This window comes from Mycobacterium sp. URHB0021, from assembly GCF_054057895.1.
In genome coordinates this window covers 2,435,836-2,449,304 of sequence record NZ_JBSRZT010000002.1, presented here as the reverse complement: position 1 = coordinate 2,449,304, position 13,469 = coordinate 2,435,836, and the positions used below count along the sequence as shown (strand labels likewise).

Below are 13,469 nucleotides of genomic sequence, written 5' to 3'. Positions count from 1 at the left end.
CTAAACCGGCTACTTTGGTGGGGTGCAACTGACGGTCCTCAGCGGCGCCGGCATCTCCGCCGAGAGCGGCGTGCCGACGTTCCGCGACGTCGAGACCGGTTTATGGGCGAAGGTCGACCCGTACGAGATCTCCAGCGCGGAGGGTTGGTGCGCGCACCCGGAGAAGGTGTGGGCGTGGTACCTGTGGCGCCACCGCATGATGAGCTCGGTGCAGCCCAACAACGGCCATCGCGCAGTGGCGGCGTGGCAGGACTACGCCGACGTGCACGTCGTCACCCAGAACGTGGACAACCTGCACGAGCGGGCGGGCAGCAAAAATGTCTACCATCTGCATGGCAGCCTGTTCGAATTCCGTTGCGACCGCTGCTGTTCCGCCTATACCGGTGAATTGCCCGCGATGGGCGAGCCGGTCGAGACGGTCGACCCGCCGCGCTGCGCGTGCGGAGGATTGATCCGGCCCAACGTGGTGTGGTTCGGCGAAGCGCTGCCCGATGAGGCATGGCAGCGTTCGGTCGACGCGGTGACCAACGCCGACGTGATGATCGTGGTGGGCACCTCGTCGATCGTCTACCCGGCCGCCGGACTGCCCGAATTCGCGCTGGCCGGCGGCACAACCGTCATCGAGGTCAACCCCGAGCGCACGCCACTGTCGGACAGCGCGACGGTGTCGCTGCGGGAGACTGCCGCCAATGCTCTGCCCAATCTGTTGCAACGTCTGCCCGCGCTGCTGGGCTGAGCCCGATGTCGATCGCCGAGCGCTAGGCGGGCCGGATCGCCCGGCCGATCGCGAACTCCGTGACCGGCACCGGCACCCATGCGGACAGGGCCCGCTCGCGTCGTGCACCGACGACCTCGAACCCGGCGTCGCGGATGGTCTGCTCGGTGTGACGGTGTGTGTGGCAGTTGCCGAGGAGCCTCGGCCACACTGTCGCGTCGGCGATCCTCTGCAATCCCGCACGCAAACCACCGCCGGCGACGTGTTCCAGATACCGCAGTTCCCCACCCGGCCGCAGCAGCGAAAGCAACTGCCGTCCCACGTCATCGGGTTGATCGACCGAACACAACACCAGTGAGCACACCACCGCGTCAAAGGGTCGGTCGGCCAGGAACTGCTCGACGGTGTCCATACTGACCGTGACAGGCACCCTCGCGCGGGCTCCCGCCTCCTGCGCCAGCACGCCGAGCCTGCGTTCCGGTTCGACCGCGACCACCTCCGAAACCGTGGCGGGATAGAACTCGAAATTGGTCCCGGTGCCGGCGCCGACCTCGAGCACCCGCCCCGATAGCCCGGCCAGGTTCTCGCGGCGCAGTTGCCGCAGCGATTCGGGTTCGTGACCGGACATCACCGTCCACAGCCGCGCGAAGAACGGGTTATCGACCGTGCTGCTGCTCATCGAGCATTCCCTTCACCATGGTGATCGCTTCCTGCGGCGGCATGTCGGAAGCGAGCGCGCCGGACACGATGCGGCCGAGGCACACCGATCTCAGCACTCGGTCGGCGAACTCCTCCACGTCACCGAATGGCAGATAGGGCCGCGAGATGAGCAGCGCGGCCAGCCCGTGCGCCACCGTCAGCAATTCCAGCGCCATCGTGGTGGAGTCCCCGTCGGGATAGATACCTTCGGCCATCAACGACTCGACCGCATGCCGCAGGTGCAGGAAAGCCGAACTGTTCAACGTCAGGTCGACGTCGCTGCCGGGCCGTCCCTCCCCCATCGTCGCAATGCGGTACAACTCTGGGGTTTTCAGCGCAAAGCGGACATAGGCCAGACCTTGGGCGCGCAGCACCTCGATCGTCGACGGCTCGACTCCGTCCGATGGGGCCGCCGCCCGCTGCATCTCATCGTCGAGCTTCTCGAAATACCGCGCACAGACCGCATCCAGCAGTGCGTCCTTGTCGGCGAAGTGCAAGTAGATCGACGGCGGGGTGACACCGACGCGCTCCGCGACCGACCGGATCGACACCGCCTTGGCGTGGCCCGTCTCGAGCAGCAAATCCTTAGTCGCGTCGAGGATCTCGGCACGCAACTGGTCACCGGAACCACGCGGAGCGCGGCGTCGCCGCAGAGGCTGAACCGCCACGTCAGCCATTATCCGTTACGGAGACGGCGGCGCGTTCGCGGTTGGCCGGCGGTGCGGGATCGTCATCGCCTCCTTCACTGATGCCGATCCGCTCGTGCAACCGGGCCAATGGCCTGGGTGCCCACCAGTTCCATCGGCCGAGGCGGTGCATGAACGCCGGCACCAGAAGCATGCGGACCAGCGTGGCGTCCGCGAGCACCGCGACGGTGAGACCGACGCCGAACATCCGCATGAACGCCACCTGCGCCGCGATCAGTGCAGCGAATGAGATCGCCATCAGCAGCGCCGCGGCGGTGACGACGCGTCCGGTGCGCGCGAGCCCGAGCGCGACGGCCTCATCGCTACGCACGTCGGGTGGAATCTCGCTGCCGTCCGCGCAGAAAGCCGCCGACTTGAGCCAATACTCACGGATCCGCGAGACCAGGAACACCTCATAGTCCATCGACAGGCCGAAGGCGATACAGAACAACAACACCGGCAGGTTGGCCACCAGCGTTCCGGTCGGCGTGGTGCCCAGCGCGCCCAGGTGGCCGTCCTGGAAGATCCACACCAAGGCGCCGAACGCGGCGGTCAACGACAAGACGTTGAGCACCAACGCTTTCAGCGGCAGTATCACGCTCCCGGTGAGCAGGAACAGCAGCACGAGCGTGATCGCGGCGATGATCCCGAGAACCATCGGCAGCCGCGATGTGATCGCCTGCGAACTGTCGCGGTTGACCGACGCGTTGCCGGTCAGCTGAACGGAGTGCCCGCCGGGCGTGCTGACCGCCCGCAACCGGTCGAGCTGGGTTTCCGACGCGTCGGTGAACAGCGGAGCGGTGCTGCCCACGGTGAGGAATGCGCTTCCATCCTTCAATCCCGTCGCCGCCGCGGGAGGTCCGGCTTGACGACCGTCGACGAACGAGCCGCCGGGCGCGGACACCGAGGCCACGTCGGGCACCCGCGACAGGGCCGCGGCGTAGCGGTCCAGATCGGCGGGCGTGATGCCGCCGGAGTCCGGCATCACGACGGTCACGTCCCTCGCCGAGTCGACGGCGAAGTCGTTGCGCAGCTGATCGCCGATCTGGCGCGCCGAAAGGGATTGTGGAAGCACACGGTCGTCGGGGAAGCCCCATTTGATGCCGAGGAACGGTGCACCGAGCACAAGCAGCAACACGATGATCGCCAATCCGATCGAAAGTGACCGGCGCATCACGAATTTGGTGCAGCGATACCAGAAGCTCTCTTCGACAGCCTTTGGCAGCGGCTCCGGCCTGCCGCGGATACGGCGGATGAGCCGGCGCACGTCGAGCGAATCCAGCCGGTCTCCCAGCAGGGCGATCGCCGCGGGCGCCACCACGATCGCGGCGACCGCGGCGAATGTCACCACGGCGATGCCGGCGTAGGTGAAGGACTTCAGGAAGTACATCGGGAACAGCACCATCGCGATCATCGACAGCGCGACCGTCATCGCGGAGAACAGCACGGTCCGGCCGGCGGTGGCCATCGTGCGCACCAGCGCGCGGTCGCGGTCGGCGCCGTCGGCGAGCTCGTCGCGATACCGGCTGATGATCAGCAGCGTGTAGTCGATCGCGAGTGCGAGGCCCATCGCCACCGAAAGGTTCAGCGCAAAGATCGACACGTCGGTGATCAGCGTGACGGCGCGCAGCACGGCCATCGAGCCGAGAATTGCGAACCCACCGACGACCAGCGGCAGCGCAGCGGCCATCAGCCCGCCGAACACCCAGACGAGCACGACGAAGCTCAACGGGATCGCGATGGACTCCATCATCAGCAGGTCTTTTTCGCTCTGACCGTTGATCTGGACGTATGTGATGGCCTCCCCTCCGGCCTTGACGGTGACACCGTCGCGGTCGTGCACCAGCCGGTCGGTGAGTTCCTTGGCGTATTTCTGGGCCCCGCTCTCGCCTCCGGTGATCCCCGCGACGATCAACCCGGTCTTGCCGTCCTTGCTGATCAGCGCGGAGGCGGCCGACTCCGGCGCGGTCCAGGCCGAGGTCACCTCCGCCACATGCGGTGACGCCTTCAGCTGCTCGGCGATCTCGGTGCCGACCGATCGGACCTGTTCGGTCTGCGCCGCGCCATCGCGGTCGGCGGTCACGCTGATCAACAGCTCCATGCCGCCCTGGCCGAACTTGTCGACCAGCAGTCTGGTCGCCTGCGCAGACCCCGACGTCGGATCCTGAAAGCCGCCCGCGGACAGGCTCTTGGCGACAGGTATCCCGAAGATGCCGCAGGCCACCATCACAAGGGCGGCAACCGCGATGATCCGTCGCGGAGCGGCGATGGCCAGCAGCGCGATTCTTTGCAGCACGTGCCCGTCCCTCCAGTCGCCGCGGCCGAATATCATCGCTAACTTATCGACGGTAACTTACGACGGCCGGCCCGGCCATCCTTCCCGTATCACGTCGCCAGGTCACAGGGAGTTCACAAGCGGAGCGTTCACAGCGACTTCACAGAAGAATAGGCTCGATTCATGTCGACCTTCGACGTGAAATCTTCGACAACCTCCGTCGCCGACCTTGCCCTCCCGACTGGGCTGCTGATCCTCCGGATCGGCATCGCCGCGGCAATGTTGCAGGCAGGACTGATAAAGGCGCTCGATTTCGACGCCACCGCCGGATTCATGGAGACGGGTGGCTGGCGACTTCCGACGTTCGCGGCATTCATGGTGACCGCGGCCGAAACCGCAGGCGGGATCGGTCTGCTGCTGGGTCTGCTCACACCGCTGGCCGCATCGGCGGTGGTCGGCGCGATGCTGTGCGCCTGGGCCGTCAACGTCTCTGGCGACGCGTTCTGGGCTGAGCCGTTCAACGTGCCGTTCCTGATCGCCGTCGGTGCCGCCACGCTGCTGTTCACCGGCCCGGGCGCCTACTCGATCGACGCTCGATTGTTCGGATGGAGCCGCGTGAGGGTCAAGATCGGGGCCGGCCTCTTCATCGTGGCGATCGTCGCGGCGCTGTTGACCTGGATCCTGCTGAACGGCACCAATCCGATCAACTTCACGGCCCCACCTGGGTAATTGCTACTCGCGGGTAGATCCGGACCCTACCCGGCGGTAAGAATTGCCACCATTTTCCGAATCGTGACTCAAAGAATCCTTAATAGTGACAGTTACTGTCCAGTACATGTGGATCGACGACACCAGTGCTGATGTCATCAAGGTTGACTTCGATGCGCTCTACCACGGCGATGTTCTGGTAGAGGGCGACACCTCGGAGCAACTCGACGACGAGCACACACTGCCGACAGCAGTCTGAGCAAGCGCGCATCCGGTGGGTGCGCGCTCACCCGGGACCGTTTGCCCGCTTGCGGGCACCCTGCGTTGATTTTTACTGATCCGATTTCTATGCGACGTTCTCCGCGACCGTCTGCACCACCGTGTCGGCGACTCGGCCGGTGATCAGCTCTTCTGCCTCGTCAACGATGCGTGCGACCAGGTCGGCGACCGTCGGGATGTCATCGATCAGACCCATCGCGGCGCCCACCGACCAGATGCCGGCGTCCAGATAGCTCACCTGGCAAACCTTGACTCCACGCGTGCCGGCCACCAGATCCTTGACGTCATCGGGCGTTGATCGTCGGCAGGATCGTCAGATTCGCCCCGAACGGCTTGTCGGTGAGTTCCGGGCACTTGGCGATCTCGTTGGCAAGATCCGCAGGCGTCGGCTGCGTCAGCGCGGTGATGAAACCGAGCGCACCCGAGTTAGCCGTTCGCACGGCCAACCCATTGGATTCCGACCTGCACGACGGGGCGCTCGACTCCGAAGGCTCGGTGAACGTCGTCGTGATCGCCACGGCACTTACCTGGGCCGCCGCCTTCTTTTCGCGGAAGCGCTCATCGGGGCGCCATTCGGATGGCACCGTCGAGCCGGATGACCTCGCCGTTGAGCATCGGGTTCTCCACGATGTGCACGGCCAGCGCGCCGTACTCGTCCGGGTTGCCGAGCCGCGATGGGTGCGGAACCTGCTTGCCCAACGACTCCTTCACGGGCTCGGGCAGCCCGCCCAGCAGCGGGGTGTCGAACAGGCCCGGCGCGATGGTCACCACCCGGATCAGATTCCGGGACAGATCGCGGGCGATCGGCAGGGTCATGCCGACGACGCCGCCCTTGGACGCCGAGTAGGCGGCCTGGCCGATCTGTCCGTCGAACGCTGCCACCGATGCGGTATTGACGATGACGCCGCGCTCTTGGCTTGTTTCGGGCCCGACGGGCTCAGTCCTGGCGATGCGCTCCGCGCCGAGGCGGATCACATTGAAGGTGCCGATCAGGTTGATCTCCACGACCTTCTTGAACAGGTCGAGTGGGAATGGGCCATCCTTGCCCAGCGTCTTGATCGCATTGCCCGTGCCTGCGCAGTTGACGACGATGCGCACCGGGCCCAGCCCTTCGGCGATGTCCAGCGCGGCGGTCACCGCCGCCTCGTCGGTTACGTCGGTCTCGGCGAAGACAGCGCGGTCGCCGAGTTCGTCGACAGCCGCTTTACCCCTGATGTCCAGCACGACTACCTGCGCACCGGCATCGAGCAGTCGTTTGGTGGTCGCCAGGCCAAGGCCCGAGGCGCCACCCGTGACGACAGCTACGGAGTCTTTGATCTGCACTGATTGGTTCCTTAAGTTCGTAGGTGCAGTTACGTCGTGTTGTTACGTTGTTCTGCGACCCGGATGGGTCGGGTGAGGCTGATGTGGGTTTGCCGGCCTTCGGGTGCGGCTTGAAAGGACTGGCCGCCCGACTTGCCTGGACTTCTCTGGCCGCTGATTGAGATCTGCGATGTGATCGCTTGGTTAAGGAAATGCCGGCGGGGTCGTCCGTGGGGATCATGTTGGTAGACAAGGGAAATGAGGATCGATGACTATGAGCCAGTTGTGGGCTGGTGTGGATGTCGGCAAGGAACATCACTGGGTCGTAGTCGTCGACGACACCGGTACAGTGAAGCTCTCTCGCAAGTTGGTCAACGACGAGCAACCCATCCGGGCACTGGTGGCCGAGATCGACGCCATGGCGGAGCGGGTGTCCTGGGCGGTCGACCTGACCACGGTGTATGCCAGCTTGATGTTGACGGTGTTGGCAGACGCTGGAAAGTCGGTGCGTTATCTGGCTGGTCGCGCGGTATGGCAGGCCTCGGGAACCTACCGCGGTGGCGAAGCCAAGACCGACGCCAAAGACGCCCGAGTGATCGCCGATCAATCGCGCATGCGCGGCACCGATCTGCCGGTGCTGCATCCCCACGATGACCTGATCTCGGAACTGCGGATGCTGACCGCTCACCGCGCGGACCTGGTGGCCGATCGCACCCGCACCATCAACCGACTGCGTCAGCAACTCGTGGCGGTGTGCCCGGCCCTCGAGCGAGTGGCCCAACTGACGCAGGACCGTGGTTGGGTGGTGCTGTTGTCGCGTTACCAGCGCCCGAAAGCCATTCGACAGAGCGGCCTTTCGCGCATTACGAAGACCCTGACCGAGGCTGGGGTGCGCAATGCATCCACCATCGCCGAAGCCGCCGTCACGGCCGTGAAGACCCAGACCCTGCGGCTGCCCGGTGAAGAGGTCGCCGCGGCGCTGGTCGTCGAACTGGCGCAGGGGGTGATCTCCCTCGATGACCGCATCAAAGCCACTGACGCTGACATCGAGGGCCGATTTCGCCGCCATCCACTTGCCGAGGTGATCACCAGCATCCCCGGCATCGGCTTCCGACTCGGCGCCGAATTCCTTGCCGCCGTCGGCGACCCGACACTGATCGGCTCGGCCGACCAACTCGCCGCCTGGGCCGGACTGGCTCCCGTTCCCCGCGATTCGGGGAAACGCACCGGACGGTTGCACACTCCCCAGCGCTACAGCAGACGACTGCGCCGGGTGACGTACATGTCCGCCCTGACCGCCATCCGCTGCGACCCGCACTCTCGGGCCTACTACCAGCGCAAACGAGACGAAGGCAAACGGCCCATCCAAGCCACGATCTGCCTGGCCAGACGCCGCACCAACGTCCTCTACGCACTCATCCGCGACAACCGCACCTGGCAACCCGATTCACCCCACATCACCGAATCGGCGGCTTGACATCTTCATTGAGAGTCCTTTCTCTATACCCAGTCGCGGAGGACGGCTTCGGTGTCGGCCCCTGGCACCCCTGGCGCCTTCGGAGCCGACGGCACGCTACGAGAGAACCGCGGCGCGGGCGCGGGGAACAGATAGCCGTTCTCGCGGTAGAAGGCCGAGCGCTCGGTGTTGTGCGATTCGGTTTCCACCTCCGCGAACGACAAGACGGGCGTGCAGCAGGCGTCGCTGTCGGCGAACACCCTGGCCCAGTGGTCGCGGTCCTGCGACGCGAAGACCTCGGTGAGCCGAGCGCGTAACTCGGGCCAGCGGCTCATGTCGTTCTGGTCGGGTAGATCGGCCGGGTCCAGACCGAGCTTCGAGAGCAGCTCCGCGAAGAACTGTGGCTCGATCGCACCGACGGCGACCCAGCGGCCGTCGGCGCACGTGTAGGTGTCGTAATACGGCGCGCCGGTATCGAGCATGTTGACCCCACGCTCGTCACTCCACATGCCCATCGCGCGGAAGGCCCACATCATCTGCGAGAGGACGCCGGCACCGTCGACCATCGCCGCGTCGATCACCTGCCCCTTGCCGGACCGTTCGCGCTCCCACAACGCCGACAGGATGCCGACGATGAGAAACATTGAGCCGCCACCGAAGTCGCCGGCAAGGTTCAGCGGCGGAACCGGTCGGTCGTCCGCCCGGCCGATGGCGTGCAGCACCCCGTTGAGCGAGATGTAGTTGATGTCGTGTCCGGCCTGCTGGCTGCGCGGACCGGTCTGTCCCCACCCCGTCATGCGGGCATAGACGAGCCGCTCGTTGATCTTCGCGCAATCGTCGGGCCCGAGGCCGAGCCGCTCCGCGACGCCCGGTCGGAAGCCTTCGATCAGCACATCGGCCTTGGCGATGAGGCGCAGCACGAGGTCTCGATCTTCCTCGCTCTTGAGGTTGGCCGCCACCGAGCGACGGTTGCGCAGCAGGTAGTCATTGCTGGGTGTGGCCTGCGGACCGGGACCCTTACCCGGCCGCTCGACGCGCACGACATCGGCGCCGAGATCGCCGAGGATCATGGCGGCGTGCGGGCCGGGGCCGATGCCGGCCAGTTCGACGACTCGCAGTCCTTGCAGTGGTCCAGCCATGCCCTAACCGCCCCTTCATCAGACCAACGCTGGCCGACATAGCTTACTTGTATAACCAGGGCCCGACCTAGGGTGCCTTCTATGACCCCCCTCGACTCCAGTGCCGACGCGTACCTCGGCATCGACGACCTCGCGGTCGCGCTTTCCGACGGCGTGCTGTCGGTGACGATGAACCGGCCGGACAGCCTCAATTCGCTGACCGCGGCGATGCTCACCACGATCGCCGACACGCTGGAACGGGCGCACACCGATCCGCGGGTGCGGGTGGTGCGTCTCGGCGGATCCGGACGGGGCTTCAGCTCGGGTGCGGGCATCAGCGAGGACGATCGCGCCAATTCGGGCACGGCAGGCACGCCGGGCGATGTTCTCGACGCGGCCAACCGCGCGGTCCGGTCGATCGTGAACCTGCCGCAGCCGGTGGTGGCCGTCGTGCAGGGTCCCGCGGCCGGCGTCGGCGCGTCGCTGGACTCCGACGTCGTATTGGCCTCGGAGAAGGCATTTTTCATGTTGGCGTTCACCAGGATCGGGTTGATGCCCGACGGCGGCGCGTCGGCACTCATCGCCGCGGCGGTCGGCCGCATCCGGGCCATGCGGATGGCCTCGTTGGCCGAGCGGATCCCGCCGCCGAGGCGCACGAGTGGGACCTGGTCAGCGCCGTCTATCCGGCAGATCAGTTCGACGCCGAGGTCGACAAGGTGGTGTCGACGCTGGTGAATGGTCCGGTCGTGGCGCTGCGCAAGACCAAGCAGGCGATCAACGCTGCCACGCTGGCCGGACTGGCCTACGCGCTCGAGCGGGAAGAGGAGGGTCAGTTGGTGCTGATCGACTCACATGATTTCCGCGAGGGCACCAAGGCATTCCAGCAGCGGCGTCGGCGAACTTCACCGACTCCTGACGCGTGCGGCCGCGGGTCCGAGGCGAAAATCAGTGGACTTGGGCGAGGTTCGTCGGCGACCATCGACACGTGAGTACGCAGTTCGACATCCAGCAGCCGGTGGCGCCCACCGGTGGCTGGCGCGTGCTCGCACCCTTCCGGATCCGCGAGTACCGGCTGCTGATCACCGCCGTCTCGCTGTCCATCTTCGCCGAAGGCATGTGGGCGGTCGTGATGGCACTCCAGGTCATCGAACTCGACAACGACCCGGCGTCACTGTCGCTGGTCGCCACCTGCCTCGGCGCCGGCCTGGTCGCCTTTGTGTTGGTGGGCGGCCTTGCCGCCGACCGGATCAGTCAACGCGCGATCATCATCGCCGTCGAGGTCGTCAACGTGATCGCCGTCGCGGCCATCGCTGCACTGGGATTCGTTGGCGCCCTGAGGATCTGGCATATGGCTGTCGCGGCGGCCGCGCTGGGCATCGCCGCCGCGTTCTTCTTTCCCGCCTACAGCGCGATCCTGCCGCGGATCCTGCCCGCCGACCAGCTGCTGGCGGCCAACGGCGTGGAAGGCGTGGTGCGTCCGGTATTTCAGCGGGCGATCGGGCCGGCCCTCGCCGGCCTGGTCGTCGGTGCGACGTTCCCGTCGCTCGGGTCCGCCGTCGTCGCCGCGCTGTTCGCCGTCGGGTTGGCCCTGCTGGTCGCAACCCGTCCGGCGATGAAAACGCCCCTGCAGCAACCGGACCAGGAGCACCCTCGGCTTTTGCGTGATCTGCGCGACGGCTTCGTCTTCGTGCTGGGCACGCCGTGGCTGTTGTGGACGCTGTTGTTCGCGAGCATGTTCGTGCTGCTGGTGCTGGGACCGATCGAGGTGCTGCTGCCGTTCATCGCAAACCAGCGCTTCGAAGACGGCGCGCAGACGTACGGCTTCATTCTCGCCTTCTTCGGGATCGGCAGTGCTCTGGGTGCGCTGGCGGTGTCGTCGCGGCGACTGCCGCGGCGCTACCTGACGGTCATGATGACGATGTGGAGTGTCGGCTCGGTCCCGTTGGTCATCGTCGGCATCACGTCGTTGTTTCCGTTGATGGCCGCCGCGACCTTCGTCATCGGTGTCACGGACGGCGCGGGCATGGTGATCTGGGGAACGCTGCTGCAACGCCGGGTCCCGACTGCGATGCTCGGCCGAGTGTCCAGCCTGGACTTCTTCGTCTCGCTGGCGTTCATGCCGGTGTCGTTCGCGATCGTCGGGCCGCTGTCGAAAGTCGTTTCAATGCAGACCATCTTCCTGGTGGCAGGCGTCGCGCCGGTGCTGCTGGCGGCGGTGGCGATGTGGGCCGCGCGGATGCGCCGCGACGAGCTGGCGCATCCGATGAACTAGACGCCGAACATCGGTGGCAGTGCGAGCACCAGGACCAGACCCCAGAAGAAGTGGGTCAGCATCGGTGCGAGCACGCCACCGGTGGCTCGGCGTTCGAATGCGCACACCGCGCCGAGGACGATCGCGGCGAATCCGAGCATCGGATTGCCCGTGGTGGCCGACGTGGCGAGGACGTAGAGCACGGTGGAGATGACAACGGGATACGTCTTACCCAGCGCGGTGTAGAGCGCGCCACGGAAGAACAGCTCCTCGGCGATGCCGTTGATGACCGTGATGAACACGACGAGCCACAGCGGTCCGTAGTTGGCGAATTCTAGTACCCGCGTGATGTATTCGCGCACCCCCGGAATCTCGCGCGCGATCAGCCCGCCGATGACGAAGGCGGCGCCGAGCAGCAACCCGACCGCGGTGCCCGTGATCAGGGGGCGCTGGTTACGCCCGCGCAACCGCACGCAACCCAGGTGCAACGGGCCGGACGCGAAGGCGCCGAACGCCCACACCGCCGCGAGCGCGAGGGTCAGCCAGTAGAACGACGCGTCCCCAGGGTGTCTGGTCAGCGAATAGCCAAGCAGCGCACCGCCGAACACCAACACAACGGCCACGACAACCCGCCTGCGCCGGATCACCGAGGGTGGCTCGTGATGCGGTACGGCGACGGTCCAGGCGACGTCTCGGATCTCGCGCATGACACCCGAACGCGGCTGCGTCATACCAGGCTGACCTTCGGCACCAGCTGTAGAAACGTGTCCAGGCCGGTGCGCACGGCGGCGGCGACGGGACCGGGCATGAGGCCGAGCAGGCGCAGAGCCGGCCGCGCGAATGGTGGCGTGAACGGCCGGGCCAGTTGGTCGATGCGCTCCGTATCACCGCCCGCCCATGCCGGGTCGGTGTCGGCGAGATGGTGCGGGTCGTCGAGCGCGTTGACAGGCTTGCGGCGACGGCTCGACAGTGACAGCGCGATCGCGTCGTCGATGGGCACAAGGCCGCCCGGCGGGTCGGGCACCAGCCCACGCAGATGGGTGTCGGACGCCATCATCGGATGGTCCAGAGACTCCACCAGATCCGAAGCCAGCCCGCCGGGCACCGGCAAAACGGCGCCCGTCAACCACGAGACCACGCTGGTGTCCACGCCGTTGACCGGCAGGCCCGTGCGCCACTTGCCCGCCACCCGGGCGAAGGTCCGCAGCAGATCTCCGTACGAGGTGGTCTCCGGCCCGAAGATGTCGTATCCGCCGGGAGGCACCCGGTCGGCGTCGGCGGCGGCGACGAGGTAGTAGATGACATCGCGAATCGATATCGGGTCGATCGGATTGGCCGACCATCCCGGCAGGGGAATCACCACGAAGCGGTCGCCGACGTAGCGCATCATCTCGAACGATGTCGAACCCGCCCCGATGATCATTGCCGCGCCCAGCCACACCACATCCGGCCCACCGTCCACCTCCAACGCGTGCGCCACCTCGGCGCGGCCGGTCAGATGCTCGGACAGCCCGACCTCGTCCGGCACGAAGCCGCCGAGATAGACGATTCGCCGCACACCGGCGTCCCTGGCGGCGGTCGCGACGTTGGCGGCGGCGCGGTTGTCGGCCTCCCGATAGTCAGGCTGGCCGATCCCATGCACCAGGTAATAGACCACCTCGATCGGGCCAGCCTCGGCGAACGCCCTGCGCGCCGAGGCCTCATTCCCCGCGTCCAACTCGACACCCGTTATCTCGTCGTGCCAGCCGAACGCGGCCAGCCGATCGGGGCTCCGAGTGGCGGCCACGACTTCGTGTCCTGCCGCGAGTAGGGCGGTGACGAGCCGCGAGCCGACATACCCGGTGGCACCGGTGACCAGGGTCCGCACGTTGTTCACGGTAGGGGCTGTACCCGAATCGGTCAGCCGGGAACCTGCTGTGTGATCAAAGACCAACCCGAGCGCACCGATTTCTTGTAGTCAAGTGCAATATTGCGGTTGAC

General features: G+C 66.3%; 12 protein-coding genes and 2 pseudogenes. 6 read left to right on the top strand and 8 right to left on the bottom strand.

Annotated features, from left to right (window positions below; translation table 11 throughout):
- Positions 1–22: 22 nt before the first annotated feature.
- A complete protein-coding gene (locus tag ACVWWN_RS14315; RefSeq protein WP_457144489.1) occupies positions 23–736 on the top strand; it encodes an NAD-dependent deacylase in 714 nt (237 codons plus the stop codon).
- Positions 737–758: 22 nt separating this feature from the next.
- Here ACVWWN_RS14315 and ACVWWN_RS14310 read toward each other — a convergent pair whose 3' ends face one another.
- From ACVWWN_RS14310 to ACVWWN_RS14300, 3 genes are read right to left on the bottom strand one after another with little or no spacing between them, the layout of a single operon-like run.
- On the bottom strand, positions 759–1,394 hold the full coding sequence (locus ACVWWN_RS14310) for a class I SAM-dependent methyltransferase (protein WP_457144488.1): 636 nt from the start codon (positions 1,392–1,394) through the stop codon (positions 759–761).
- Positions 1,372–2,091, bottom strand: coding sequence for a TetR/AcrR family transcriptional regulator (locus tag ACVWWN_RS14305; RefSeq protein WP_457144487.1), 720 nt, complete (start codon positions 2,089–2,091; stop codon positions 1,372–1,374). The genes ACVWWN_RS14310 and ACVWWN_RS14305 overlap by 23 nt, the downstream gene beginning before the upstream one ends.
- Positions 2,084–4,396: an MMPL family transporter gene (locus ACVWWN_RS14300; RefSeq protein ID WP_457144486.1), complete on the bottom strand. Its 2,313-nt coding sequence runs from the start codon at positions 4,394–4,396 to the stop codon at positions 2,084–2,086. Before ACVWWN_RS14300 ends, ACVWWN_RS14305 begins: the two co-directional genes overlap by 8 nt.
- 162 nt (positions 4,397–4,558) lie before the next feature.
- Here ACVWWN_RS14300 and ACVWWN_RS14295 point away from each other — a divergent pair, with 162 nt between their 5' ends.
- Both ACVWWN_RS14295 and ACVWWN_RS14290 read left to right on the top strand, forming a co-directional pair.
- Positions 4,559–5,104: a DoxX family protein gene (locus tag ACVWWN_RS14295; RefSeq protein WP_457144485.1), complete on the top strand. Its 546-nt coding sequence runs from the start codon at positions 4,559–4,561 to the stop codon at positions 5,102–5,104.
- Positions 5,105–5,189: 85 nt separating this feature from the next.
- Positions 5,190–5,342: a hypothetical protein gene (locus ACVWWN_RS14290; RefSeq protein ID WP_457149478.1), complete on the top strand. Its 153-nt coding sequence runs from the start codon at positions 5,190–5,192 to the stop codon at positions 5,340–5,342.
- Positions 5,343–5,429: 87 nt separating this feature from the next.
- Here the strand turns inward: ACVWWN_RS14290 and ACVWWN_RS14285 are convergent.
- Together ACVWWN_RS14285 and ACVWWN_RS14280 are read right to left on the bottom strand one after the other, a co-directional pair.
- Positions 5,430–5,880: pseudogene (locus ACVWWN_RS14285) on the bottom strand (nitronate monooxygenase).
- A gap of 40 nt (positions 5,881–5,920) precedes the next feature.
- Positions 5,921–6,685 carry a 3-hydroxyacyl-CoA dehydrogenase gene (locus ACVWWN_RS14280; protein ID WP_457144484.1) on the bottom strand — a complete coding sequence of 255 codons (765 nt, stop codon included), beginning with the start codon at positions 6,683–6,685 and terminating at the stop codon, positions 5,921–5,923.
- A gap of 247 nt (positions 6,686–6,932) precedes the next feature.
- On the opposite strand from ACVWWN_RS14280, the gene ACVWWN_RS14275 reads away from it, so the two are divergent.
- A complete protein-coding gene (locus ACVWWN_RS14275; protein WP_457144483.1) occupies positions 6,933–8,141 on the top strand; it encodes an IS110 family RNA-guided transposase in 1,209 nt (402 codons plus the stop codon).
- A gap of 23 nt (positions 8,142–8,164) precedes the next feature.
- Here ACVWWN_RS14275 and ACVWWN_RS14270 read toward each other — a convergent pair whose 3' ends face one another.
- Positions 8,165–9,259: a CaiB/BaiF CoA transferase family protein gene (locus tag ACVWWN_RS14270; protein ID WP_457144482.1), complete on the bottom strand. Its 1,095-nt coding sequence runs from the start codon at positions 9,257–9,259 to the stop codon at positions 8,165–8,167.
- An 81-nt stretch (positions 9,260–9,340) separates the two neighbouring features.
- On the opposite strand from ACVWWN_RS14270, the pseudogene ACVWWN_RS14265 reads away from it, so the two are divergent.
- Together ACVWWN_RS14265 and tet(V) are read left to right on the top strand one after the other, a co-directional pair.
- Positions 9,341–10,154 (top strand): annotated as a pseudogene (locus tag ACVWWN_RS14265) (enoyl-CoA hydratase).
- A gap of 99 nt (positions 10,155–10,253) precedes the next feature.
- Positions 10,254–11,510: a tetracycline efflux MFS transporter Tet(V) gene (gene tet(V), locus ACVWWN_RS14260; protein WP_457149128.1), complete on the top strand. Its 1,257-nt coding sequence runs from the start codon at positions 10,254–10,256 to the stop codon at positions 11,508–11,510.
- On the opposite strand, the gene ACVWWN_RS14255 is transcribed toward tet(V), so the two are convergent.
- Together ACVWWN_RS14255 and ACVWWN_RS14250 are read right to left on the bottom strand one after the other, a co-directional pair.
- Complete coding sequence (locus ACVWWN_RS14255; protein WP_457144481.1) at positions 11,507–12,220, bottom strand: CPBP family intramembrane glutamic endopeptidase; 714 nt, start codon at positions 12,218–12,220, stop codon at positions 11,507–11,509. The two genes, tet(V) and ACVWWN_RS14255, sit on opposite strands and share 4 nt — an antisense overlap.
- Positions 12,217–13,365, bottom strand: coding sequence for an NAD(P)H-binding protein (locus ACVWWN_RS14250; RefSeq protein WP_457144480.1), 1,149 nt, complete (start codon positions 13,363–13,365; stop codon positions 12,217–12,219). The genes ACVWWN_RS14255 and ACVWWN_RS14250 overlap by 4 nt, the downstream gene beginning before the upstream one ends.
- Between the last annotated feature and the right edge of the window lie 104 nt (positions 13,366–13,469).